Here is a 22,165-nt window from a genome sequence, read left to right as displayed (position 1 = left end):
GGAATTCACCGTGGCATTATCGCTCGCTCACTATCTGATTCTCGGCGCAATCTTGTTTGCGATCTCGATCGTCGGCATTTTCCTGAATCGCAAGAACATCATCGTACTGCTGATGGCAATCGAGTTGATGCTCCTCGCGGTCAACATGAACTTCATCGCCTTCTCGCACTATCTCGGCGATGCCGCTGGGCAGATTTTCGTTTTCTTCATTCTTACCGTGGCTGCTGCTGAGTCTGCAATCGGCCTCGCCATCTTGGTGGTTCTGTTCCGTAATCTGGACACCATCAATGTCGAGGATCTCGATAGTCTCAAAGGTTAACCGCAACAATAACGATAAGGTCCATCATGGCGGGGCAACTCAACCCTAACGTTTTACTGGCTGTGCCGCTGGCACCTCTGGCGGGATCCGCGATCGCGGGCCTGCTCGGCACCAAGTTTTTCGGTAACAAGATCGGTCGCACGGCTTCGCATACCGCGACTATCCTCGGCGTACTGATCGCGTTCGTCATTTCGTTCCAGACGCTGCTGGCAGTGCTCGACGGGGCAAGCTACACGGGCACCATCTATAACTGGATGACTGTCATGGGGCTGAAGCTTGAAATCGGCTTCCAGATCGATAGCCTGACGGCAATGATGATGTGCGTGGTGACCTTCGTGTCGCTGATGGTGCACATCTATACCATCGGTTACATGGCGGATGACGAGGGCTACAACCGCTTCTTCTCGTATATCTCGCTGTTCACCTTCTCGATGCTCATGCTCGTCATGAGCAACAACTTCCTGCAGCTGTTCTTTGGCTGGGAGGCTGTGGGCCTGGTGTCTTATTTGCTGATCGGCTTCTGGTACACCCGCCCAACGGCGATTTTCGCCAACATGAAGGCGTTCCTGGTCAATCGCGTAGGTGACTTCGGTTTCGTGCTGGGTATCGGCCTGTTGCTGGCCTACGCTGGTTCTCTGAATTATGGCGAGGTGTTTGCGAAGAAGGAAGAACTGGCAACACTGATGCTGCCTGGTAGCGACTGGCGCCTGATTACGGTAGCCTGCATCTGCCTGTTCATTGGCGCAATGGGTAAGTCGGCTCAATTTCCGCTGCATGTGTGGCTGCCGGATTCGATGGAAGGCCCGACCCCGATCTCAGCGCTGATCCATGCCGCGACCATGGTAACCGCCGGTATCTTCATGGTGGCACGTATGTCGCCGCTGTTTGAGCTGTCCGACACCGCGCTGTCGTTTGTGCTGGTGATCGGTTCGATCACGGCGCTGTTCATGGGCTTTTTGGGCATCATTCAGAACGATATCAAACGTGTCGTCGCGTACTCGACGCTGTCTCAGCTCGGCTACATGACGGTTGCACTGGGAGCTTCCGCCTACTCGGTCGCCGTGTTCCACCTGATGACGCACGCGTTCTTCAAGGCGCTGCTGTTCCTCGGTGCTGGCGCGGTCATTATCGGCATGCATCACGACCAAGATATCCGCAACATGGGTGGCTTGCGCAAGTACATGCCGATTACGTGGATTACATCCTTGCTGGGGTCTTTGGCACTGATCGGTACGCCGTTCTTCGCCGGCTTCTACTCGAAGGACAGCATTATCGAAGCGGTGCAGAACACCCACATCGCGGGCGCTGGCTTTGCAAGCTTCGCCGTGCTCGCAGGTGTTTTCGTGACTGCGTTTTACTCGTTCCGTATGTATTTCCTGGTGTTCCACGGTGAAGAGCGCTTCGGCAAGCCGCACCCGGGCGAACACCAGAATCACAGCCACGACGAACACAGCGACGAGCATCATCACGGCCTCGGCCCGGGCGAAAAACCGCACGAGGCACCGCTGGTGGTCACCGTGCCGCTCATGCTTCTGGCCATTCCATCCGTGGTGATCGGCTTTATCGCGATCGGACCCATGCTGTTCGGTGATTTCTTTAAGAACGTGATTTTTGTCAGCGAATCGCATCAGGCGATGGAAGAGCTGGCGCATGAATTCCACGGAGCATGGGCAATGGCCTTGCATGGATTTACGTCGCTGCCGTTTATGTTGATGGTGGCAGGCGTAGCTTCGGCCTATTACTGCTACATGATCAATCCGAAGGTTCCGGCGTGGTTCTATAGCAAGTTCCATCGGACTTATACGCTGCTGGATAACAAGTACTACATGGACAAGATCAACGAGGTCGTGTTTGCACGTGGCGCGCGTCTCTTGGGTGGCGGCTTGTGGAACGTCGGCGACCGCACCTTGATCGATGGCCTGATCGTCAACGGCAGCGCCAAAGTGGTGGGCTGGTTCTCGGCGTTGATTCGCCACTTCCAGTCGGGTTACATCTACCACTACGCTTTTGTAATGATTCTCGGCGTGCTGTGTTTCCTGATTTATTTCATGCCGTTCCCATCATTTGCCAAATAAGTTGGCGAAGTAGAGCAAACAACAATCATGATGCAGTCAACTTTTCCTCTTCTGAGCCTGGCGATCTGGTGTCCGATCGCGTTTGGTCTGTTCGTGCTGGCATTCGGGCGGGATGACAATCCCGGTCTGGTGCGCGGCGTGTCGCTGCTGGGATCCGTCATCAGCTTCCTAGTGACGCTGCCGTTGATCCAGAATTTCGACAAGGCGGCGCACGGCATGCAGTTCATCGAGAAAGCCGCCTGGATCGACCGTTTCAATATCAATTACTTCCTTGGTATTGACGGCATCTCGGTCTGGTTCATTCTGCTGACGGCGTTCATTACCGTGATCGTAGTCATCGCCGGCTGGGAGGTGATCGAGAAGCGTGTCGCGCAGTACATGGGCGCATTCCTGATTCTGTCGGGTTTGATGATCGGTGTGTTCTGCGCACTCGACGGCTTGCTGTTCTACGTGTTCTTCGAAGCGACGCTGATTCCGATGTTCATTATCATCGGCGTCTGGGGTGGCCCGAATCGCGTGTATGCCGCGATTAAGTTCTTCCTCTACACCTTGCTCGGTTCCTTGTTGACGCTGGTCGCGGTGTTGTACCTGTACTTCAAATCGGGTGGCAGCTTCGATATTCTGGTATGGCACAAGCTGCCGCTGCCGCTGAATGCGCAGATCCTGATCTTCATTGCTTTCATGATGGCGTTTGCGGTGAAGGTACCAATGTGGCCGGTACACACTTGGCTGCCGGACGCACACGTGGAAGCGCCGACCGGCGGCTCCGTGGTGCTGGCTGCGATCATGCTGAAGCTGGGTGCTTACGGCTTCCTGCGGTTCTCGCTGCCGATCGCGCCAGATGCGAGCCATTCGCTGGCAGGCTTCGTCATCGCATTGTCGCTGATCGCCGTGATCTACATCGGTTTGGTAGCGTTGGTGCAGGCGGATATGAAGAAGCTGGTCGCATATTCATCGATCGCGCACATGGGCTTTGTTACCCTCGGTTTCTTCATGTTCAATGACATGGCAGTGCAGGGCGGCATCGTGCAAATGATTTCGCACGGCTTTGTGTCCGGTGCGATGTTCCTGTGCATCGGCGTACTGTACGACCGCATGCACTCGCGCCAGATCGCCGATTACGGCGGTGTGGTCAACACCATGCCGCGCTTCGCGGCGCTGTTTGTCCTGTTTTCCCTCGCTAACTGCGGCCTGCCGGCGACTTCAGGCTTCGTCGGCGAGTTCATGGTGATCCTGGGAGCGGTGAAGTACAACTTCTGGATTGGCCTCCTGGCGGCGACTGCCTTGATCTTCGGCGCAGCCTATTCGCTGTGGCTGGTCAAGCGGGTCGTGTTCGGTGCAGTCGGCAACAAGCATGTCGCCGAACTGAAGGATCTGAACATGCGCGAATTCTTTATGCTTGGTCTGCTTGCAGTCGCAGTGCTGGCGATGGGCCTGTACCCGGCGCCGTTCACCGACGTGATGCAAACCTCCGTTGCCGACCTGCTCCAGCATGTCGCTGTATCGAAAGCGCACTGAAGTAGTGAACGTATACGTGGACGCAATTTAGCGACGACAACATGAACAACACGAATTTGATCCCGGTTTATCCGGAAATTTTTCTCCTCATTGCGACGTCGGCAATCCTGCTGATCGATATGTTCCTGAGTGAGGCAAAACGGAACATTACCTATGCACTGAGCATTGGTGCCCTGGTCATTTGCGCCGTATTGACGACGAATGACTTCGGCCCGACCGTATACACGTTCAACAATATGTTCGTGTCGGATCCGATGTCGGGTTTGCTCAAGCTCTTCTCGTACATCGCGGTTGGCATGACGCTGATTTATTCCCGTCAATATGCTAGCGAGCGTGGCATGCTTGGCGGCTCACTGGGTGGCGAGTTCTACGTCCTTGCGCTGTTTTCGCTGCTCGGCCAGATGGTCATGATCTCTGGGAATAATTTCCTGATCATCTACCTTGGTCTGGAGCTGATGTCCCTCTCACTGTATGCGTTGGTGGCGCTTCGTCGCGGCCACTCGGTTTCTACAGAAGCATCGATGAAGTATTTTATTCTTGGTGCGTTGGCATCCGGCTTCCTGCTGTATGGGATCTCGATGCTGTATGGTGCGACGGGCTCGCTCGATCTGACCGAGGTTGCAAAAGCGACGGCATCGGGTACCGTGAACAAGACCGTGCTGGTGTTCGGCGTGGTGTTCGTGGTGTCCGGTCTAGCATTCAAACTGGGCGTGGTACCTTTCCACATGTGGGTGCCTGACGTATATCAGGGTGCGCCGACCGCTGTCACCCTGCTGCTCGGTGGCGCTCCGAAGCTGGCGGCGTTTGCAATGACGATCCGCTTGCTTGTCGAAGGACTTTTCCCGCTTGCGCTCGACTGGCAGCAAATGATTACCGTGCTCGCCGTACTTTCGATGGCGATTGGCAATATTACGGCGATCGTTCAAACCAATATCAAGCGCATGCTCGCCTATTCGACTATTGCGCAAATGGGCTTCATGCTGCTCGGAATGTTGTCCGGTGTAGTGAACGGCAATGTGTCGGCTGCCGCAAATGCATACAGCTCCGCGATGTTTTACACGGTTGCGTATGTCTTGACTACCTTGGGTACGTTTGGCTTGATCATGCTTCTGGCACGTTCCGGTTTTGAGGCAGAAAATATTGACGACTTCAAGGGGCTGAATCAGCGCAGCCCGTGGTTTGCATTCATGATGCTGATCCTGATGTTCTCGCTGACGGGCATTCCTCCGACCGTTGGCTTCTATGCCAAGCTGTCCGTGCTGCAGGCCGTTTTGGGCACCGGTCAGGTTTGGCTGGCGGTGGTCTCGGTTCTGCTATCGCTGATCGGTGCGTTCTACTACCTGCGCGTGGTTAAGGCGATGTACTTCGACGAGCCGGTCGATACGGCAAAGATCGCAGTCCATGGCGACATGAAAGTGACACTGAGCCTTAACGGCCTTGCAGTACTGGTTCTCGGTATTCTGCCTGGCCCGCTCATGGCTCTCTGTGCGACGGCCATTGTCAAGACACTGACTTCCTGAGCAGTTTTCTAGTGGATGTTTCTCTTTCCAGCTGGTTCGTGATTCTGTTGGCGGCATTTGCCGCCAACATGCCCTTCCTTAATGAGCGGCTGTTTGCCGTCATCCCGATTCGACGATCCTCGAAACCGATCTGGCTGCGCCTGGCGGAGTTGTTCGTCCTATATCTGGCAGTGCGGGGAGTTGGATATGTGCTTGAATCCCGTATCGGCAACGTCTTCCCCCAAGGCTGGGAGTTCTACGTGATCACGGCGTGCCTTTTCTTCGTTCTCGCCTTTCCGGGATTCGTTTTTCGTTACTTGCGCAAGCAGCACGGTTGACCCGCAGCCATCGCGGATTCACGCCGTGCTGTAATATTGAGCCCGATACGTTAGTGGAGCCTGCGCATGGATTTGCATTTGAAAGAAGTGACCGTGGATGGAGAGGTGGCGTTTGAGGGCAAATTCCTCAAGCTTCAACGCGACACGGTGCGGCTGCCGGATGGTAAAACTTCGATGCGGGAATATATCCGCCATCCTGGTGCTGTTGTTGTCCTACCCCTTTTCGATGATGGTACAGTGCTACTGGAACGGCAATTCCGTTATCCGCTCCAGCAAGTGTTCATCGAGTTCCCTGCAGGTAAAATCGATCCGAACGAGGATCCCTTGGATTGCGCCAAGCGGGAACTGCAGGAAGAAACCGGCTACACCGCAAGCAATTGGCAATTCGTCTGCACTATTCACAATGCCATTGCATACTCCGATGAACATCTCGACATTTATCTTGCGCGCGGATTGACCCCCGGCGAGAACAAACTCGACGACGGCGAATTCCTCGAAACCTTCACGGCGTCCATCCCGGAAATGCTGGGGTGGATACGGGAGGGTAAGATCACCGATGTAAAAACCGTCATCGGCGCCTTCTGGCTGGAGAAAATCGTAGCAGGGCAGTGGCAGCTTTAAGCAGTTGCCGAGACGGACAATAAAAAAGCCGCTCGCGCGGCTTTTTTATTGTTACATGCCCGAGTAGTTCGGTCCACCGCCGCCTTCCGGCGTGACCCACACGATGTTCTGCGTCGGGTCCTTGATGTCGCAGGTCTTGCAATGCACGCAGTTCTGCGCATTGATCTGCAACCGGTCTTCGCCCGCATCGCTCTTGACGAATTCGTACACGCCGGCCGGGCAATAACGGCTTTCCGGCCCCGCAAACTTCGCCAGGTTGATCTTCACCGGCACCGACGGGTCTTTCAGCGTCAGGTGCGCCGGCTGGTTTTCTTCATGGTTGGTATTGCTCACGAACACACTCGACAGGCGATCGAAGGTCAGCTTGCCGTCCGGCTTCGGATACGCAATCTTCGCGCACTGGTCGGCCGGCTGCAGGTACACATGATCGGGCTTGTCGCGATGCAGCGTCCACGGCGGATTCTTCACTCCCAGCTTGGGCAGCAGCCATTGCTCGATACCCGTCATCAGCGGCCCCATCAGCGAACCCTTCTTGAACCACAGCTTGAAGTTGCGCGACTGGTCCAGCTCTTCCTTCAGCCAGCTGCTTTCGTAGGCTTGCGGATACGCCGCCAGCTCGTCGGCGGCACGGCCGGACGTCACCGCCGCAAAGACGGCTTCGGCGCACAGCATGCCGCTCTTGATCGCGGTATGGCTGCCCTTGATGCGCGCCGCGTTCAGAAAGCCGGCATCGCAGCCGATGAGCGCGCCGCCCGGGAACACCAGCTTGGGCAGCGCCTGCGGCGTGCCGTTGTTGATGGCGCGCGCGCCATAGCTCAGGCGCTTGCCGCCTTCGAGATGGGCGCGGATGCTCGGGTGCGTCTTCCAGCGCTGCATTTCCTCGAACGGGCTCATCCATGGATTCTTGTAGTCCAGGCCAATGACGAAGCCGAGCGTGACCTTGTTGCCTTCCAGGTGATACAAAAAACCGCCGCCAAACGTCTCCTTGTCCATCGGCCAGCCGGCGGTGTGCACCACCAGGCCCGGCTTGGCCTTGGCCGGATCGATTTCCCACAATTCCTTGATGCCGATGGCAAAGCTTTGCGCATCGCGGCCGGCATCGAGCTGGTACTTGGCGATCAGCTGCTTGCCCAGATGGCCGCGCGCACCTTCGGCGAAGATCGTGTACTTGCCCAGCAATTCCATTCCGAGCTGGAAATTCTCGGTCGGTTCGCCATCCTTGCCGATGCCCATGTTGCCGGTGGCAACGCCGCGCACCGCGCCCTGCTCGTCGTACAGCACTTCGGCGGCGGTAAAGCCGGGGAAGATTTCGACGCCCAGCGCCTCGGCCTGCTGCGCCATCCACTTGACGACGTTGCCGAGCGCAACCACGTAGCAGCCATCGTTGTGGAAGTTGCGCGGCACCAGGAAATCCGGGGTGCGCTTGGCACCGGTTTCGCTCAGGAACAGGATGTCGTCGCCGGTGACGGGCTGGTTCAGCGGCGCGCCGAGCTCTTTCCAGTTGGGGAACAATTCATTCATGGCGCGCGGGTCCATCACCGCGCCCGACAGGATGTGCGCGCCGGGCTCGGACCCTTTCTCGAGCACCACCACCGACACGTCCTTGCCTTGTTCGGCTGCCAGCTGCTTGACGCGGATCGCCGTGGCCAGCCCGCCCGGGCCGGCGCCAACGATCACGACATCGTATTCCATCGACTCGCGCGGGCCATATTGTTCAATCAGATCTCGGGTCTGTGTCATGGTCTCACCAGGGTAGTTAAAATTATCGAACGAACGTGCTAATTGTCATTGATTTTGCGGGAGAATGCTAGACAGCACACTCTAAATGCCACTCGTTCGTGTAATCATAACGTCAAAGTGCGACAGCACGACCATTACTGGACAATAACAAGGAGGTTTTCGTGGGCATCGAAATGAATTTTGAAGGGAAGATCGCACTGATTACCGGGGCCTCCAGCGGACTGGGCGCCCGGTTTTCAAAGGTGCTGGCGCAGGCCGGAGCCCAGGTTGTGCTGGCATCGCGCCGCGTGGAGCGATTGAAGGAATTGCGAGCGGAAATCGAGGCGGGTGGGGGCGCAGCGCACGTGGTTTCGCTCGACGTGACAGATTACGGCAGTATCAAATCCGCTATTGCGCATGCCGAAACGGAAGCAGGGCCGATCGATATTCTCGTTAATAATTCCGGAGTGTCGACGACGCAGCGCTTGGTCGATGTGACGCCGGAAGACTATGCGTTCGTAATGGATACCAATCAGCGCGGAGCGTTTTTCGTTGCGCAGGAAACGGCCAAGCGCATGATCGCACGCGCCAAGGGAGATCCGAAAAAGCAGCATCGCATCATCAATATCGCGTCGGTCGCCGGTCTGCGCGTACTGCCGCAGATTGGCATTTATTGCATGAGCAAGGCGGCTGTGGTGCATATGACCAAATCGATGGCAGTCGAATGGGGACGCTACGGCATCAATGTCAACGCGATCTGCCCGGGCTATATCAGCACGGAAATCAATGCCGAGCATTTCGGCACCGAACAAGGCCATGCCCTGATTAATATGTTGCCGCGCAAGCGTCTGGGTAAACCGGAGGATCTGGATGGCTTGCTGCTGTTGCTCGCTTCCGAAGAATCGCAGTTTATCAATGGTGCCATCATTACCGCAGATGACGGCATGAGTGCGCAATAGAGAACGGCCAGGGCGAAAGATTCATGACAACGAAAAAGCTCGTTCATATCCTGCGCATGCCGATTCGCTGGGGAGACATGGATGCGATGGGGCACGTGAACAACACAGTATATTTCCGCTACCTGGAGCAGGCGCGCATCGAATGGTTTACCGAGGCCGGATGCGATCCGGACCCGCTGGGCGAAGGACCGGTGATCATCAATGCGCATTGCACCTTCGCCAAGCAACTCAAATATCCGGGCGATATCGAGATCCGCACTTATGTCGGTCCGGCGGGACGCTCCAGCTTCGAAACGGTTCAGGAAATCCGAAGGGTTGACCAGCCTGACGTGCTGGCGGCACATGGCGGAGCAAAGGTCGTGTGGGTGAACTTCCCGTTGGAAAAATCCGTGCCTTTACCCGACCGTATCCGCGCGCTGCTTGCCGACGCCTAGTAGCCGTTCAGGCCGCGACCCCGACTAGCCGGTGCACCAGCTCGCCGGAGGTGGCTGCCTCGAACTTGCGCATCAGGCGTGCGCGATGCATTTCCACCGTGCGCGGACTGAGTCCTACCTGGCGGGCGATCAGCTTGCTGGTCTTGCCTTCAACCAGCAATGCGGCAATTTCCCGTTCGCGCGGCGTGAGCTGGGCCGTTACCGGACGTTTCGCACTCAAATCTTCGAAGGTCCAGATGCCGGCAGCGTGCGGATCATTATGGACAAGGGCTCGACCGCTGACATGGCACCAGAAGAGTTCCTGGTTTGAACGTTTCATGATGCGCTCGTCGGAGTAATTTCCCCCGGCGCTCATGATGGGAACGATGCGCGCACCGGTACGCTCGAACTCGTCGACGGTGGGGTAGAGCACTTGGAACGATTGGCCGGTCAGCGCTTCCGGCTGGTAGCCGAACATTTTCGCCAGTGTCTCGTTGCAAGCAAGAATCACCCGGTTTCGGGATACGCACATGCCAACCGGAGCGTTCTGGAAAATGGATTCGTAGTCGATCGAAAATAGGGCGCTCATGGGCTAGGGGCGCTGTCTTAGAGAAAATAGTTCGTATTTTTACGGTATTGCGCGGCCTAGTCCACCATCTTATGCTGGGGACGGGCAAATCAGCCAGAAAGCCTATGTTAGGTCATTTCTCATAATAAGAGGGTTGGTATGAATAAACTTTATCCAGATGCAGCCAGTGCGTTGGCAGGCATCGTCAAGGATGGCCAGACCATCGCCGTCGGCGGTTTCGGATTATGCGGCATTCCGGAGGCGTTGATCGCGGCATTGCGCGACACCGGTGTCAAGAACCTGACCGCCATTTCCAACAATGCCGGCGTCGATGGATTTGGCCTCGGGCAATTGTTGACTACGCGTCAGATCAAGAAAATGATTTCCTCCTATGTCGGGGAAAACAAGGAGTTCGAGCGCCAGTACCTGGCGGGCGAGCTGGAGCTGGAATTCACTCCGCAAGGCACGCTGGCGGAAAAGCTGCGCGCCGGTGGCGCCGGCATCCCGGCCTTCTTTACCAAGACTGGTGTCGGCACCATTGTCGCGGAAGGCAAGGAAGTGCGCGAGTTCGACGGCGAGAAATACGTGATGGAGCGCTCGCTGGTAGCCGACGTGTCGCTGGTGAAGGCCTACATGGCCGACAAGACAGGCAATCTCGTATTCCGCAAGACGGCACGCAACTTCAATCCGAACGTCGCGATGGCGGGCAAGATCACGGTGGTCGAAGTCGAGAAGCTGGTCGAAGCAGGCGAGCTCGATCCAGACCAGATCCATCTGCCGGGCATTTTCGTGCATCGCATCGTGGTGAATGCGAACCCCGAGAAGCGCATCGAACAACGCACCACGCGTGCTAAGTAACACGGAGAACGAACATGGCTTGGACTCGTGATGAAATGGCCGCGCGCGCGGCGAAGGAATTGCAGGACGGTTTCTATGTGAACTTGGGCATTGGCCTGCCGACCCTAGTGGCGAACTATGTGCCGAAGGATATCGAGGTGTGGCTGCAATCGGAAAACGGCTTGCTCGGCATCGGCCCGTTCCCGACCGAAGACGAAGTGGATCCGGACCTGATTAACGCCGGCAAGCAGACGGTGACGGCATTGGCTGGTTCGTCGTTCTTCAGTTCGGCGGACTCGTTTGCGATGATCCGTGGCGGCAAGATCAACATCGCCATCCTGGGCGCGATGCAGGTGAGCGAGAAGGGGGACCTGGCGAACTGGATGATCCCGGGGAAGATGGTCAAGGGCATGGGTGGCGCGATGGACTTGGTCGCAGGCGTCAAGCGCGTCGTGGTGCTGATGGAGCATGTGGCGAAGGCGAAGGATGGCACGACTTCCCACAAGATCCTGAAGAATTGTGATCTTCCGCTGACCGGCGTCGGCGTCGTCAACCGCATCATTACCGACCTCGGCGTGATCGATGTGACGGATGCTGGCTTGAAACTGGTTGAGCTGGCACCTGGCGTGACGAAACAGGAGGTGGTCGAGAAGACCGGCGCAGAACTGGATGTAAGCGCGGTCGCTTGAGCCGCCTTTACTGCTGCGGAGAACGGCGCCTGACAGGGCGCCGTTTTTTTGCAAGCGACGAATGTATGAACAGCCTGCGACTTAGGCATGTATCAAGGCATGCATCAGCGCCGGCCTGCCTCGTCATGCTGCAGTAAATACACAGTTCCCGAATAGTCGTCGGAAATATACAAGCCGCCTTTGCCATTCGGGATCGCAGTAACCGGTCGGCCCCAGCGCCGGCCGGTTTTCTCATCGGAGAGCCAGCCCGTCGCCAGGTCGACCGGATCTCCCACGGAACCATCCTTACTGAACGGGAACAGCACTATCTTGTGGCCGTTGGGCGCACTGCAATTCCAGCAGCCATGCAATGCAGTGACCAGCGCGTTGCGATAGGGGGCGGGCAGGCCAGATTCGTGCAGAAAACTCATGCCGAGCGGTGCCGAATGAGGCTCGATGCCTTTCGTCACGCGATCGATCTTGCCACAATCGAGCTTGTCGCCGTCCGGATTCATTTGAACATCCGGGTCGTACGGCATGCCGTTCGGCCCGCCATCGGGATTCGGGTTGCAGAATGGCCAGCCATAGTTGCCGCCATCCCTGACCTTCACCAGCAGATCGGGCGGGTGCCCGTCGACATAGCTTTGCATGACCTTGCCGTAGTCATCCTTGCCGTCGCCATCCCAATCCTTGTGATAGGGGTAGGCGATGTTGTCGCGGCTGTTGACCACCGCCCACAATTCATTCGTGTCCGGCTTGAAGCGGATGCCTTCGGCATTGCGCAAGCCCTTCGCATACAGGCGCCCGTTCTCCCCGTTTGCATCGTACTCATATATCGCACCGCGAAGCGGATCGGCGCGGGTATCGGAAAGGCAGGCATTGCAGGTGGAGGCAATCGACACATAAAGCTTGTCGCCGTGCAGCGCGATATTTTTCAGCTGGTGGCCGTAGCTGCCCTTTAGGCCTGGGCTGGAGGCGTCGGGCAGACCGCCCACGATTGTCTGCGTTGTCCCGATATCGGTTTGCCCCCTGCTATAAGGGGCTCGAATGATGTGGTTCGATTCGGCGATATAGACGTACTGCTTGCCATCCAGCGCATGGAACACGATGTCATGCGGATGATGCAGCCCCGATGCGAAGGTGAAAGACCGGATATTCCCTTGTCCGTCGGGGCGCAGCAAGGTAATGCTTCCTTTGCCTGGACTGGATACCAGCAGATCGCCGTTTGGCACGAGCGCCATGAAGCGGGCATCCGCAACGCGCGCCACCACGCGTATCGAAAATTCCTTGGGGATGGTCAGGTGGCGCACCACATTGAATGGCGCGCTTGCCGCTTCGTCCGGAACCCTCACCTGAACAGATTGGCTGGCACCGGGTGGGGAATCCGTGGCGGCAAGGGCAGCGCCGGTCAACGGCAGTCCGAGGATGCACCAAAGATGCACTGGTAACATGCGCCGCCAAACGAGTGGCATGGGCATTTTGAAGAGAAGAGACGGCGTTATCTTCATTCGCTGTTCCGTTCGGGCTTTCGCTACAGCGACGGCTGCAGGCCGGCAAACGGCATTGCAAATGGCAGATAACGCTCCGTCGCGGGCTTACTGTGCTACCCAGCCGCCATCCATGTTCCATGCGACGCCGCGGACCTGGCTTGCGGCATCGCTGCTCAGGAAGACAGCGAGTTCGCCTAGTTGTTCCGGGGTGACGAACTCGCCGGACGGCTGTTTCTCGGAAAGCAGGCCTTTCTTGGCTTCCTCATTCGAAACCCCTTGTTGTTCTGCCCGGGCATCGACCTGCTTTTGCACCAGCGGCGTCAGTACCCAGCCCGGGCAGATCGCATTGCATGTAATGCCGGTATGGGCATTTTCCAGCGCCGTTACCTTGGTCAAGCCGACGATGCCGTGCTTGGCCGCTACGTATGCCGACTTTTGCGCAGAGCCGACCAGGCCGTGGACCGATGCGATATTGATGATGCGTCCCCAGTTGCGCGTTTTCATCGCCGGTAGCGCCAGGCGCGTGGTATGAAAGGCGGAGCTGAGATTGATCGCGATGATCGCGTCCCATTTTTCGATCGGAAAATCCTCGACATTGGCGACGTACTGGATGCCGGCATTGTTCACCAGGATATCGACGGCGCCGAATTGTTCAGCAGCAAAGCGCATCATTGCTTCGATTTCCGCCGGTTTCGACATGTCGGCATTGTGATATGCGGTCTTGACCTTGAATTGCTCCTTCACTTGCGCCTGGATAGCGTCGATTTCCTTCATGTCGCCGAAGCCGTTGAAGACGATATTCGCGCCTTGCGCAGCGAATGCTTTGGCAATGCCAAGTCCGATACCTGAAGTGGAGCCGGTGACGAGTGCGGTCTTCCCTTTATGCATGATGTCCTCTGCGAATGAAATATTGAACTGCGAAGAAGTTAAACAAGATTTTAAGCGGAACGAACAGTAAAATGCGAGAATGACAACCGGATATCCGACAAAATGAGTCAAGCTCGCCTGCACACCGTTCAATGCCTGTCCCCGACCGGCCTGCACAAGATGGCCTACAAGGAATGGGGCGATCCCGCCAACTCGAAGGTGCTTGTTTGCGTACACGGCGTTACGCGCGTGTCGGATGATTTTGACAATCTGGCGCGCGCCTTGTGCGATGAATATCGCGTCGTCTGCCCCGATGTCGTCGGCCGCGGTCGGTCCGACTGGTTGCGCGACCCGCAGCACTACCAGGTGCCGCAGTATGTGAGCGACATGGTGACATTGCTGGCGCGCCTGGATGCGGATGTCGTGCACTGGTTCGGCACGTCGATGGGCGGATTGATCGGCATGGGGCTGGCTTCCTTGCCGGATAATCCGGTCCGCAAGCTGGTGCTGAACGATGTTGGTCCGGCGTTGAATCCCGCCGCGCTGCAGCGCATCGGAGAATATATCGGCCAGGAGCTGCGCTATCCGACATTTGAGGAAGCGGTGCGCGGTATCGAGGAACTGATCCGGCCGTTTGGTCCGCATAGCGATGACGAGTGGCGCAAACTGGCCACGGATGTCTTGCGCCAGGATCGGGACGGACATTGGATTCGCCACTACGATCTGCGCCTGGCCATTCCGTTCAAGGCCGTCACGCCGGAAAGCGCGCAGCAGGCGGAAAAGATGATGTGGCTGGCCTACGACGCGATTGCCTGTCCGACCTTGTTGGTGCGAGGGGTGGAGTCGGACCTGGTGACGGCAGAGGCGGCGCAGGCGATGACGATGCGCGGGCCGAAGGCAAAGCTGGTCGAATTGCCGGGAGTGGGTCATGCGCCGACTTTCATGCATGCGGACCAAATCGATATTGTGAAAGAATTCTTGCTGGGATAAGAGAGTGAGTAGCATGGAAATCAAGCGTTTGCACGTCGGGAAAACGCTGTCTGAAGTAGCGATCCACAACGGCACGGTCTACCTCGCCGGCCAGATCGCGGAGGATGTCGGCCAGGATATTACGGGTCAGACACGCGAGGTGCTCGGTCATATCGATCGCCTGTTGGCAGAGGCCGGCAGCGATAAGTCGCGCATCCTGATGTGCCAGATATTCCTGTCCGACCTGAAGAATTTTTCGGAAATGAATGCAGTGTGGAACGAGTGGGTGGCGGAAGGTAATTCTCCGCCCCGCGCCACCGTCGAGGCCAAGCTCGCAAAGCCGGAATGGCTGGTCGAAATGGTCGTCACTGCGGCACAAGCAGAGTAATGGTTTCTATCGCTGCGACACGAAGCGACGCACAGGCGCAACTGTCTTCCGGCCTGACGGCCGAGGATGGTGCGCGCGTGCTCGATGCCCTTGGTTTTATCGAGCCGTTCTATAGCGGCAAGCAGGTAAGCACGGGACAGGATGCCTTCGCCTTCGCGCAAGGCGTGGCAACGACGCTGGCGCAGCTCAATACCGATGCCGATACCCGTATTGCCGGCTTGCTGGCGGAGCTGCCGGTGCTTCACCCCGCATCGGCAAGCGGCATCGAAACCCGGTTCGGCAAAGAGATTGCCGATCTGGTAAACGGCATCCGCCAGATGATGCGCCTGCATGAGCAAACCTTCGGGCAGAAGGAGGTCGGCCGCGGGAAGAATGCATCTCAGCAGGCGGCCGAGCAGCTCGAGACGCTGCGCAAGATGCTGTTGTCGATGGCATCTGACATGCGCGTCGTTCTGGTGCGTCTGGCTTCACGCGTAACAACCTTGCGATACTTCGCGGAACTCAAGCTTGAGACCGACCAGACGCATCAGTATGCGCGAGAAACCCTGGACTTGTACGCGCCGCTGGCGAACCGCCTCGGCATCTGGCAGCTGAAGTGGGAGCTGGAAGACTTGGCATTTCGTTTTCTGGAGCCGGCGACTTACAAGCGCATCGCCCGGATGCTGGAAGAAAAGCGCATCGAGCGTGAAAGCTTTGTCGAGGCAGCGATTGCGCGCCTGAAGTCGGAACTGGCGGCAGCCGGCATCAAGGCCGAGGTCAGCGGGCGCCCCAAGCATATCTACAGTATCTGGAACAAGATGCGCGGCAAGTCGCTCGACTTTTCCGAGCTGTACGACGTGCGCGCATTCCGCGTCATCGTGGATGACGTGAAAGCCTGTTACACGGTGCTTGGTCTGGTGCACAACATCTGGACACCGATTCCGGAAGAGTTCGACGATTACATTTCGCGCCCCAAGCCCAATGGTTACCAGTCCCTGCATACGGTGGTGATCGCCGAAGACGGCCGCGCGATCGAGGTGCAGATCCGCACCCAGGAAATGCACCGCTTCGCAGAATACGGAGTGGCGGCTCACTGGCGTTACAAGGAATCGGGCGGGTCCAATTTCGCCGCGCAAAAATACGATGAAAAGATCGCCTGGCTGCGCCAGTTGCTGGCGTGGAAGACCGAGGTTGCCGATGCCGTCGTGGGGCAGGAGGTTCAGCGTGAATGGGTCGAAAAGCTCAAATCCACATCGCTTGACGACCACATCTATGTACTGACGCCGCAGGCGCGCGTGATCGAATTGCCGCATGGCGCCACGCCCATCGATTTCGCCTACCACCTGCATACCGACGTCGGGCACCGCTGCCGTGGCGCACGGTTGGACGGCGCGATGGTGCCGTTGAATACGCCGTTGAAGAGTGGCCAGACGGTCGAGATCATTACCGCAAGAGGCGGCGCCTCGGCCGCCTTGGGGCCATCGCGCGACTGGCTCAGCCCGGGTTATGTCGCCAGCCCACGCACGCGCTCCAAGGTGCGCGCCTGGTTCAATGCGATCGAACAGGAGGAAACCCTTTCGCACGGCCGCGCCCTGGTTGAAAAGACGTTGCAGCGCGAGGGTAGGACCGCGATCAACCTGGAGGAGTTGGCGCATCGACTCGGCTTTTCAAAGGTCGACGATTTGTTCCTTGCGGTCGGCAAGGAAGAATTCAGCCTGCGCAATATCGAGCAGGAGTTGCATGCAGACGACGAGCAAAAGAGCGCGGCGAAAAACGCGCAGCCGGAAGACGCTCTGCAGCTGAACAAAAGCCGTGCGTCCAGTGTCACGCAGGGTGCCAAATCTGGTGTGTTGGTGGTCGGTACCGAGGGGTTAATGACGCAGCTTGCGCGCTGCTGCAAGCCTGCGCCGCCGGACGATATCGTCGGGTTTGTCACACGCGGCAAGGGGGTGTCCATCCATCGCGCCTCCTGCAAGAACTTGGCGCAGATGCGCAAGAATGCGCTGGAGCGCGTCATCCAGACCACCTGGGGCGAGTCAGGTAAGGACACCGTTTATCCGGTGGATATCTTTATTCTGGCGAACGATCGCCAAGGCCTGCTGCGCGATATCTCGGAAATATTATCGCGCGAAAAAATTAACGTGATTGGCGTCAGTACTCACAGCGCCAAGGGGCAGGCGAAGATGGAGTTTACAGCGGAAATTTCTTCCACCGCCCAATTGCAGAAAGCATTGTCGATCATTCGCGATGTGTCCGGCGTGATCGACGCAGAGCGACAGTAACGAGAATCAATCGCCTTCGGCCATTGACGGCAATTCCGCCTGCAAGGTCACATGATCGATACCGTATTTTTCCAGCAGCATGGTTTTGATGGCGCGCAGTGTGTCAGGCCAGTCATCCATTCTTGTGATTTCGACATGGCCGATCAGCGCAGGTTGACCTGGCGTCATTTCCCAGACGTGCAGGTCGTGGACTGACAGCACTCCGCTTACCGCAGCCAGGTCTTCGCCAACCTGCAGGTAATCGATGTGGTGCGGGACGCCCTCCATCAGGAAATGATAGGACTCGCGCAGCACGCTGAACGTCGATTTCAAGATCAACGCCGAAACCAGGAGCGAAAGCAGTGGGTCGATTTGCAGCCATCCGGTGAAATAAATGACGGCGCCGGCAGCCAGAGCAGCCACAGACCCGAGCAAGTCGCCTAGCACGTGTACCAGCGCCGCCTTGGTATTGACGCTATTGCGGTCATGCGACAGTACCCATGCAACGACCACATTGATCGCCAGCCCGACCAGGGCGACTGCGAACACGGCTTCACCCTTTACCTGCACCGGCTTGGAGAAGCGCTGGATCGCTTCGAAGGCGATCCAGCCGACCACTGCCAGCATGGCAAGCGCATTGATGAAGGCAGCCAGCGCTTCTGCGCGTCCGAACCCGAATGAGTGTTTCGCTGATGGCGGGCGCTTTGCGATGATTTGCGCAAGCAGCGCCAAGCCCAGCGCGCTCGCATCCGTCACCATATGTCCGGCATCGGAAAGAAGTGCGAGCGAATTGGACCAGAATCCGGCAAGTGCTTCGACCAGTGCGAAGCCGAGCGTCAGCAGCACCGCCCATCCCAGTATGCTTTGCCGGCGACCTTCAGTGAAATGGTGATGTGATGCATCGCCCGCACGATGTGCATGCAGGTGGCTGGAAGATGCGTCGCGGGTTTTCATATACATATTTGTATCGCATGCAGGCGGAAGGGAGGGAATGTACCAATGTTTTGCGAATGCTGCTATTTCCAAATGGATCATCTCTTGGCCTAATATCGGCTGGCTCTTCTTTTGGCGCGAGGTTTGATCAGGCGAAACCTGGTTTCAAACAAGACACTAGCGCAAATGAAAAACTGCCGTTATAATTTCGCTTCTTTAGGCTCGTAGCTCAGCTGGTTAGAGCACTACCTTGACATGGTAGGGGTCGTTGGTTCGAGTCCAATCGAGCCTACCAACGAATATTTTGTAAGAGCGAGAAAGGCATTTCGGTTATGACACCGCGAACTACAACCGTAAAGGTTTTAGTACGGCGCTAGTCGGAGACTTTTTCGTCATTTCAAAAATACAGAGAAAAAGCGCGGCTGGTCCGCGTTTTTTTTCGTCTACAGATTTCTTCGCATTTATCTAGTCCGTTCATCCTCCCGCTGACATGGAGAGCAAAATGGTATCAATCCGACTCCCAGATGGTTCGCAACGCCAATTCGATGCGCCGGTCACGGTGGCGCAAGTCGCCGCTAGCATCGGAACCGGTCTTTCCAAGGCGGCCTTGGCCGGTAAGGTGGATGGCAAGGTGGTCGATACGTCGTATCTGATCGATCGCGATGCCGATCTGGCCATTGTTACAGATAAGGATCCGGAGGGGCTGGATGTGATTCGCCATTCGACCGCCCACTTGCTGGCGTATGCGGTCAAGGAGTTGTTCCCGGATGCGCAGGTCACCATTGGGCCAGTGATCGAAAACGGCTTTTACTATGACTTTTCATATAAGCGCCCGTTCACGCCCGAGGATTTGCAGGCGATCGAGAAGAAGATGGTCGAACTTGCAAAAAAGGATGAGCCGGTCATGCGCAAGGTATTGCCGCGCGATGAGGCGGTTGCCTATTTCAAGTCGATCGGTGAAGCGTACAAGGCGGAGATCATCGAATCGATTCCGCAGGGCGAGGATGTATCGCTTTACAGCGAGGGGAAATTTACCGATCTGTGCCGGGGGCCGCACGTGCCGTCTACCGGCAAGCTGAAGGTCTTCAAGTTGATGAAGCTGGCCGGCGCTTACTGGCGCGGTGATTCCAAGAATGAAATGTTGCAGCGTGTGTATGGAACCGCCTGGGCCAAGAAAGAGGACCAGGAAGCTTACCTGCATATGCTGGAAGAGGCGGAAAAGCGCGATCACCGCAAGCTGGCCAAGCTGCTCGATCTGTTCCATTTCCAGGACGAAGCACCGGGGCTGATTTTCTGGCATCCGAAAGGTTGGGTCATCTGGCAGCAGGTCGAGCAGTACATGCGTCGCGTCTATCAGGAAAACGGTTACCAAGAAGTAAAGGCGCCGCAAATTCTCGATCGTACGTTGTGGGAAAAGACCGGACACTGGGAAAACTATCGCGAAAACATGTTCGTGACCGAGTCGGAGAGCCGTAATTACGCTTTGAAGCCGATGAATTGCCCGGGACACGTGCAAATCTACAATTCCGACCTGCGCAGCTACCGCGATCTGCCGCTCCGTTACGGCGAATTTGGCCAATGCCATCGCAACGAACCCTCCGGCGCGTTGCACGGGATCATGCGGGTGCGCGGCTTTACTCAGGACGACGGCCACATCTTCTGTACCGAAGAGCAGATCCAGGGTGAAGTGACTGACTTCCACCAGCAGGCAATGCAGGTCTACAAGGATTTCGGCTTTACCGAAATCTCGATCAAGATCGCGCTGCGTCCCGACAGCCGCATCGGCTCGGATGAAACCTGGGATCGTGCCGAAGAAACGCTGCGCTCCGCGTTACGCGCTTGCGGTGTGGCTTGGGAGGAGTTGCCGGGCGAGGGGGCATTCTACGGCCCGAAGATCGAATACCACCTGAAGGATTCGCTCGGTCGCCCATGGCAGGTGGGCACCATGCAGGTCGATTTCTCGATGCCGGGGCGCCTCGGTGCCGAATATGTTGCGGATGATAATACGCGTAAGGTGCCGGTCATGCTGCATCGAGCCATTGTCGGCTCGATGGAACGCTTCGTCGGCATCCTGATCGAAAACCATGCTGGCGCGATGCCGCTGTGGTTGGCGCCGGTGCAAGTCGCTATTCTGAATATCTCGGATGCGCAGGCTGATTATGCGCAAAACGTCGCACAAAACCTGAAAAAACAAGGGTTTAGGGTGGTTGTCGATTTGCGTAATGAGAAAATAACCTATAAAATACGCGAGCATTCGGTTCAGAAGCTGCCTTATATCGTCGTTATCGGCGACAAGGAACGGGATGCGAATACAGTGGCCGTGCGTGCGCGGGGCAACGTCGATCTGGGTGTAATGCCAGTCGATGCGCTGGTGGAACGACTCAGGAACGAGGTCGACACCAAAGCCTGATGGGAAAGCCCAAAGCGCTAGAGCACGGCTTAATTATTTGATTTTTAAAGGAAACTGCAATAGCTACGGACAAGTCGCATCGCATTAACGGCGAAATTACTGCGCCGGAATTGCGCTTAACTGGGGTCAATAACGAACCGCTTGGTATCGTGAGTCTGGCTGAGGCCTTTCGCTTTGCGGAAGAAGCGAACGTGGATCTGGTGGAAATCGCGCCTACCGCGCAGCCGCCGGTATGCCGCCTGATGGACTATGGAAAGTTCAAATATCAGGAGCAAAAGAAAGCCCACGAAGCGAAGCTCAAGCAAAAGGTTATCCAGGTCAAGGAAGTTAAATTCCGCCCGGGTACCGATGACGGCGATTACAACATCAAGCTGCGCAACTTGACCAAGTTCCTCGAAGAGGGCGATAAGACTAAGATCACGCTGCGCTTCCGCGGTCGTGAGATGGCGCACCAAGATATCGGCATGCGCATGCTGGAGCGGTTGAAGGCCGATTTGGAACCGTTTGGCCAGGTCGAGCAGTTTCCAAAGATGGAGGGCCGCCAGATGGTGATGGTGCTGGCGCCTAAAAAGAAAAAATAAAGATTCGTACGAATCGTCCGGCAGAACGGACGGTTGGTGCAAATGGTGGTGGACTAGATTCCACTGCAAAACAAGTGAAAGCAGGCATCCAAGTGCAATGAAGTATTGCCACCTGCAATCATGTTAAAAATGGAGCTGTCCGAGAGGACAGATTTGCTATGCCTAAAATGAAGACGAAGAGCAGCGCGAAAAAGCGCTTCCGCGTGCGTCCGGGCGGTACCGTCAAGCGCGGTCAAGCCTTCAAGCGTCACATCCTGACCAAGAAAACCACCAAGAACAAACGCCAGTTGCGCGGTGCAGTGGACGTTCATGAGACAAACATGAACTCCATCCGCGCGATGATGCCGTTCGCTTAACCTCACACTAAGGAGCTAACATGCCTCGAGTAAAACGTGGGGTCACCGCACGGGCCCGTCATAAGAAAGTTCTCGACCTCGCCAAAGGCTATCGTGGTCGTCGCGGTAATGTATACCGCATCGCCAAGCAGGCAGTCATGCGCGCCGGTCAATATGCATACCGTGACCGTCGCAACAAGAAGCGCGTATTCCGCGCTCTGTGGATCACCCGTATCAACGCGGCCACCCGCGCGCACGGCGTTACCTACAGCGTGTTCATGAATGGCCTGAAGAAGGCCAATATCGGCCTAGACCGTAAGGTGTTGGCCGATATGGCAGTGATGGACAAGCCGGCATTTGCCGCGATTGTCAACCAGGTGAAGGCCAACATCGCTGCTTGAGTGTTGTAAGCGTTCGC

General features: G+C 56.9%; 22 protein-coding genes and 1 tRNA gene. 18 read left to right on the top strand and 5 right to left on the bottom strand.

The window, feature by feature from the left end:
• Nucleotides 1-10 precede the first annotated feature (10 nt).
• From nuoK to FAY22_RS09925, 6 genes are all read left to right on the top strand, one after another.
• Nucleotides 11-319 (top strand): NADH-quinone oxidoreductase subunit NuoK, encoded by a 309-nt coding sequence (gene nuoK / locus FAY22_RS09950; RefSeq protein WP_040040991.1) that lies wholly within the window; start codon nucleotides 11-13, stop codon nucleotides 317-319.
• Between the two features lie 26 nt (nucleotides 320-345).
• A complete protein-coding gene (gene nuoL, locus FAY22_RS09945) occupies nucleotides 346-2,394 on the top strand; it encodes an NADH-quinone oxidoreductase subunit L (RefSeq protein ID WP_146330053.1) in 2,049 nt (682 codons plus the stop codon).
• Between the two features lie 27 nt (nucleotides 2,395-2,421).
• The gene (locus tag FAY22_RS09940) at nucleotides 2,422-3,912 is read left to right on the top strand and encodes an NADH-quinone oxidoreductase subunit M (RefSeq protein ID WP_146330052.1); all 1,491 of its coding nucleotides are present in this window, start codon (nucleotides 2,422-2,424) and stop codon (nucleotides 3,910-3,912) included.
• Nucleotides 3,913-3,953: 41 nt separating this feature from the next.
• Complete coding sequence (gene nuoN / locus FAY22_RS09935; RefSeq protein ID WP_146330051.1) at nucleotides 3,954-5,432, top strand: NADH-quinone oxidoreductase subunit NuoN; 1,479 nt, start codon at nucleotides 3,954-3,956, stop codon at nucleotides 5,430-5,432.
• Between the two features lie 11 nt (nucleotides 5,433-5,443).
• Nucleotides 5,444-5,749: a DUF2818 family protein gene (locus FAY22_RS09930; protein ID WP_146330050.1), complete on the top strand. Its 306-nt coding sequence runs from the start codon at nucleotides 5,444-5,446 to the stop codon at nucleotides 5,747-5,749.
• A gap of 66 nt (nucleotides 5,750-5,815) precedes the next feature.
• Nucleotides 5,816-6,370 (top strand): NUDIX hydrolase, encoded by a 555-nt coding sequence (locus FAY22_RS09925; protein WP_146330049.1) that lies wholly within the window; start codon nucleotides 5,816-5,818, stop codon nucleotides 6,368-6,370.
• A gap of 51 nt (nucleotides 6,371-6,421) precedes the next feature.
• On the opposite strand, the gene FAY22_RS09920 is transcribed toward FAY22_RS09925, so the two are convergent.
• On the bottom strand, nucleotides 6,422-8,110 hold the full coding sequence (locus FAY22_RS09920; RefSeq protein ID WP_146330048.1) for an electron transfer flavoprotein-ubiquinone oxidoreductase: 1,689 nt from the start codon (nucleotides 8,108-8,110) through the stop codon (nucleotides 6,422-6,424).
• Between the two features lie 173 nt (nucleotides 8,111-8,283).
• Here FAY22_RS09920 and FAY22_RS09915 point away from each other — a divergent pair, with 173 nt between their 5' ends.
• Nucleotides 8,284-9,048, top strand: a complete 765-nt coding sequence (locus FAY22_RS09915; protein WP_371417394.1) for an SDR family oxidoreductase — start codon at nucleotides 8,284-8,286, stop codon at nucleotides 9,046-9,048.
• 23 nt (nucleotides 9,049-9,071) lie between these two features.
• Complete coding sequence (locus tag FAY22_RS09910; protein ID WP_146330046.1) at nucleotides 9,072-9,482, top strand: thioesterase family protein; 411 nt, start codon at nucleotides 9,072-9,074, stop codon at nucleotides 9,480-9,482.
• A gap of 7 nt (nucleotides 9,483-9,489) precedes the next feature.
• On the opposite strand, the gene FAY22_RS09905 is transcribed toward FAY22_RS09910, so the two are convergent.
• Nucleotides 9,490-10,050 (bottom strand): LuxR C-terminal-related transcriptional regulator, encoded by a 561-nt coding sequence (locus FAY22_RS09905; protein ID WP_146330045.1) that lies wholly within the window; start codon nucleotides 10,048-10,050, stop codon nucleotides 9,490-9,492.
• 138 nt (nucleotides 10,051-10,188) lie between these two features.
• On the opposite strand from FAY22_RS09905, the gene FAY22_RS09900 reads away from it, so the two are divergent.
• Both FAY22_RS09900 and FAY22_RS09895 read left to right on the top strand, forming a co-directional pair.
• The gene (locus FAY22_RS09900) at nucleotides 10,189-10,887 is read left to right on the top strand and encodes a CoA transferase subunit A (protein WP_146330044.1); all 699 of its coding nucleotides are present in this window, start codon (nucleotides 10,189-10,191) and stop codon (nucleotides 10,885-10,887) included.
• A 14-nt stretch (nucleotides 10,888-10,901) separates the two neighbouring features.
• Nucleotides 10,902-11,555 carry a 3-oxoacid CoA-transferase subunit B gene (locus FAY22_RS09895; RefSeq protein ID WP_146330043.1) on the top strand — a complete coding sequence of 218 codons (654 nt, stop codon included), beginning with the start codon at nucleotides 10,902-10,904 and terminating at the stop codon, nucleotides 11,553-11,555.
• A gap of 104 nt (nucleotides 11,556-11,659) precedes the next feature.
• Here FAY22_RS09895 and FAY22_RS09890 read toward each other — a convergent pair whose 3' ends face one another.
• Both FAY22_RS09890 and FAY22_RS09885 read right to left on the bottom strand, forming a co-directional pair.
• A complete protein-coding gene (locus FAY22_RS09890) occupies nucleotides 11,660-13,042 on the bottom strand; it encodes a sorbosone dehydrogenase family protein (RefSeq protein ID WP_210411931.1) in 1,383 nt (460 codons plus the stop codon).
• Between the two features lie 87 nt (nucleotides 13,043-13,129).
• Nucleotides 13,130-13,912 (bottom strand): 3-hydroxybutyrate dehydrogenase, encoded by a 783-nt coding sequence (locus tag FAY22_RS09885; RefSeq protein WP_146330042.1) that lies wholly within the window; start codon nucleotides 13,910-13,912, stop codon nucleotides 13,130-13,132.
• A gap of 102 nt (nucleotides 13,913-14,014) precedes the next feature.
• Between FAY22_RS09885 and FAY22_RS09880 the strand changes: the two genes are divergently transcribed.
• The 3 genes from FAY22_RS09880 to FAY22_RS09870 are packed head-to-tail and all read left to right on the top strand — an operon-like array spanning nucleotide 14,015 to nucleotide 17,509.
• A complete protein-coding gene (locus tag FAY22_RS09880) occupies nucleotides 14,015-14,881 on the top strand; it encodes an alpha/beta fold hydrolase (RefSeq protein WP_146330041.1) in 867 nt (288 codons plus the stop codon).
• A 13-nt stretch (nucleotides 14,882-14,894) separates the two neighbouring features.
• Entirely contained in the window at nucleotides 14,895-15,248 is a 354-nt protein-coding gene (locus FAY22_RS09875; RefSeq protein ID WP_146330040.1) for a RidA family protein, read from the top strand.
• Nucleotides 15,248-17,509: a bifunctional (p)ppGpp synthetase/guanosine-3',5'-bis(diphosphate) 3'-pyrophosphohydrolase gene (locus tag FAY22_RS09870; protein WP_146330039.1), complete on the top strand. Its 2,262-nt coding sequence runs from the start codon at nucleotides 15,248-15,250 to the stop codon at nucleotides 17,507-17,509. The genes FAY22_RS09875 and FAY22_RS09870 overlap by 1 nt, the downstream gene beginning before the upstream one ends.
• 6 nt (nucleotides 17,510-17,515) lie before the next feature.
• On the opposite strand, the gene FAY22_RS09865 is transcribed toward FAY22_RS09870, so the two are convergent.
• The gene (locus tag FAY22_RS09865) at nucleotides 17,516-18,442 is read right to left on the bottom strand and encodes a cation diffusion facilitator family transporter (protein WP_146333400.1); all 927 of its coding nucleotides are present in this window, start codon (nucleotides 18,440-18,442) and stop codon (nucleotides 17,516-17,518) included.
• A 197-nt stretch (nucleotides 18,443-18,639) separates the two neighbouring features.
• Here FAY22_RS09865 and FAY22_RS09860 point away from each other — a divergent pair.
• The 5 genes from FAY22_RS09860 to rplT all read left to right on the top strand — a co-directional run bounded on the left by FAY22_RS09860 (nucleotide 18,640) and on the right by rplT (nucleotide 22,148).
• Nucleotides 18,640-18,716, top strand: a tRNA-Val gene (locus FAY22_RS09860).
• Between the two features lie 207 nt (nucleotides 18,717-18,923).
• Nucleotides 18,924-20,831, top strand: coding sequence for a threonine--tRNA ligase (gene thrS, locus FAY22_RS09855; protein ID WP_146333399.1), 1,908 nt, complete (start codon nucleotides 18,924-18,926; stop codon nucleotides 20,829-20,831).
• A 59-nt stretch (nucleotides 20,832-20,890) separates the two neighbouring features.
• On the top strand, nucleotides 20,891-21,412 hold the full coding sequence (gene infC / locus FAY22_RS09850) for a translation initiation factor IF-3 (protein WP_146330038.1): 522 nt from the start codon (nucleotides 20,891-20,893) through the stop codon (nucleotides 21,410-21,412).
• Nucleotides 21,413-21,570: 158 nt separating this feature from the next.
• Nucleotides 21,571-21,768, top strand: a complete 198-nt coding sequence (gene rpmI, locus FAY22_RS09845; RefSeq protein ID WP_132259957.1) for a 50S ribosomal protein L35 — start codon at nucleotides 21,571-21,573, stop codon at nucleotides 21,766-21,768.
• A gap of 20 nt (nucleotides 21,769-21,788) precedes the next feature.
• Nucleotides 21,789-22,148, top strand: coding sequence for a 50S ribosomal protein L20 (gene rplT / locus FAY22_RS09840; protein WP_146330037.1), 360 nt, complete (start codon nucleotides 21,789-21,791; stop codon nucleotides 22,146-22,148).
• Nucleotides 22,149-22,165: the final 17 nt, after the last annotated feature.

This window comes from Noviherbaspirillum sp. UKPF54 (genome assembly GCF_007874125.1).
GTDB lineage: Bacteria > Pseudomonadota > Gammaproteobacteria > Burkholderiales > Burkholderiaceae_D > Noviherbaspirillum.
Note: the sequence above shows the minus strand (reverse complement) of the source record. Positions and strands in the feature narration are given on the sequence as shown.

Excerpts from the sequence above, each read along its gene's own strand:
- nuoL (WP_146330053.1), top strand. The coding sequence starts at position 346 with ATGGCGGGGCAACTCAACCCTAACGTTTTACTGGCTGTGCCGCTGGCA.
- FAY22_RS09940 (WP_146330052.1), top strand. The coding sequence starts at position 2,422 with ATGATGCAGTCAACTTTTCCTCTTCTGAGCCTGGCGATCTGGTGTCCG.
- nuoN (WP_146330051.1), top strand. The coding sequence starts at position 3,954 with ATGAACAACACGAATTTGATCCCGGTTTATCCGGAAATTTTTCTCCTC.
- FAY22_RS09925 (WP_146330049.1), top strand. The coding sequence starts at position 5,816 with ATGGATTTGCATTTGAAAGAAGTGACCGTGGATGGAGAGGTGGCGTTT.
- FAY22_RS09920 (WP_146330048.1), bottom strand. The coding sequence starts at position 8,110 with ATGACACAGACCCGAGATCTGATTGAACAATATGGCCCGCGCGAGTCG.
- FAY22_RS09915 (WP_371417394.1), top strand. The coding sequence starts at position 8,284 with ATGAATTTTGAAGGGAAGATCGCACTGATTACCGGGGCCTCCAGCGGA.
- FAY22_RS09910 (WP_146330046.1), top strand. The coding sequence starts at position 9,072 with ATGACAACGAAAAAGCTCGTTCATATCCTGCGCATGCCGATTCGCTGG.
- FAY22_RS09905 (WP_146330045.1), bottom strand. The coding sequence starts at position 10,050 with ATGAGCGCCCTATTTTCGATCGACTACGAATCCATTTTCCAGAACGCT.
- FAY22_RS09900 (WP_146330044.1), top strand. The coding sequence starts at position 10,189 with ATGAATAAACTTTATCCAGATGCAGCCAGTGCGTTGGCAGGCATCGTC.
- FAY22_RS09895 (WP_146330043.1), top strand. The coding sequence starts at position 10,902 with ATGGCTTGGACTCGTGATGAAATGGCCGCGCGCGCGGCGAAGGAATTG.
- FAY22_RS09890 (WP_210411931.1), bottom strand. The coding sequence starts at position 13,042 with ATGAAGATAACGCCGTCTCTTCTCTTCAAAATGCCCATGCCACTCGTT.
- FAY22_RS09885 (WP_146330042.1), bottom strand. The coding sequence starts at position 13,912 with ATGCATAAAGGGAAGACCGCACTCGTCACCGGCTCCACTTCAGGTATC.
- FAY22_RS09880 (WP_146330041.1), top strand. The coding sequence starts at position 14,015 with ATGAGTCAAGCTCGCCTGCACACCGTTCAATGCCTGTCCCCGACCGGC.
- FAY22_RS09875 (WP_146330040.1), top strand. The coding sequence starts at position 14,895 with ATGGAAATCAAGCGTTTGCACGTCGGGAAAACGCTGTCTGAAGTAGCG.
- FAY22_RS09870 (WP_146330039.1), top strand. The coding sequence starts at position 15,248 with ATGGTTTCTATCGCTGCGACACGAAGCGACGCACAGGCGCAACTGTCT.
- FAY22_RS09865 (WP_146333400.1), bottom strand. The coding sequence starts at position 18,442 with ATGAAAACCCGCGACGCATCTTCCAGCCACCTGCATGCACATCGTGCG.
- thrS (WP_146333399.1), top strand. The coding sequence starts at position 18,924 with ATGGTATCAATCCGACTCCCAGATGGTTCGCAACGCCAATTCGATGCG.
- rpmI (WP_132259957.1), top strand. The coding sequence starts at position 21,571 with ATGCCTAAAATGAAGACGAAGAGCAGCGCGAAAAAGCGCTTCCGCGTG.
- rplT (WP_146330037.1), top strand. The coding sequence starts at position 21,789 with ATGCCTCGAGTAAAACGTGGGGTCACCGCACGGGCCCGTCATAAGAAA.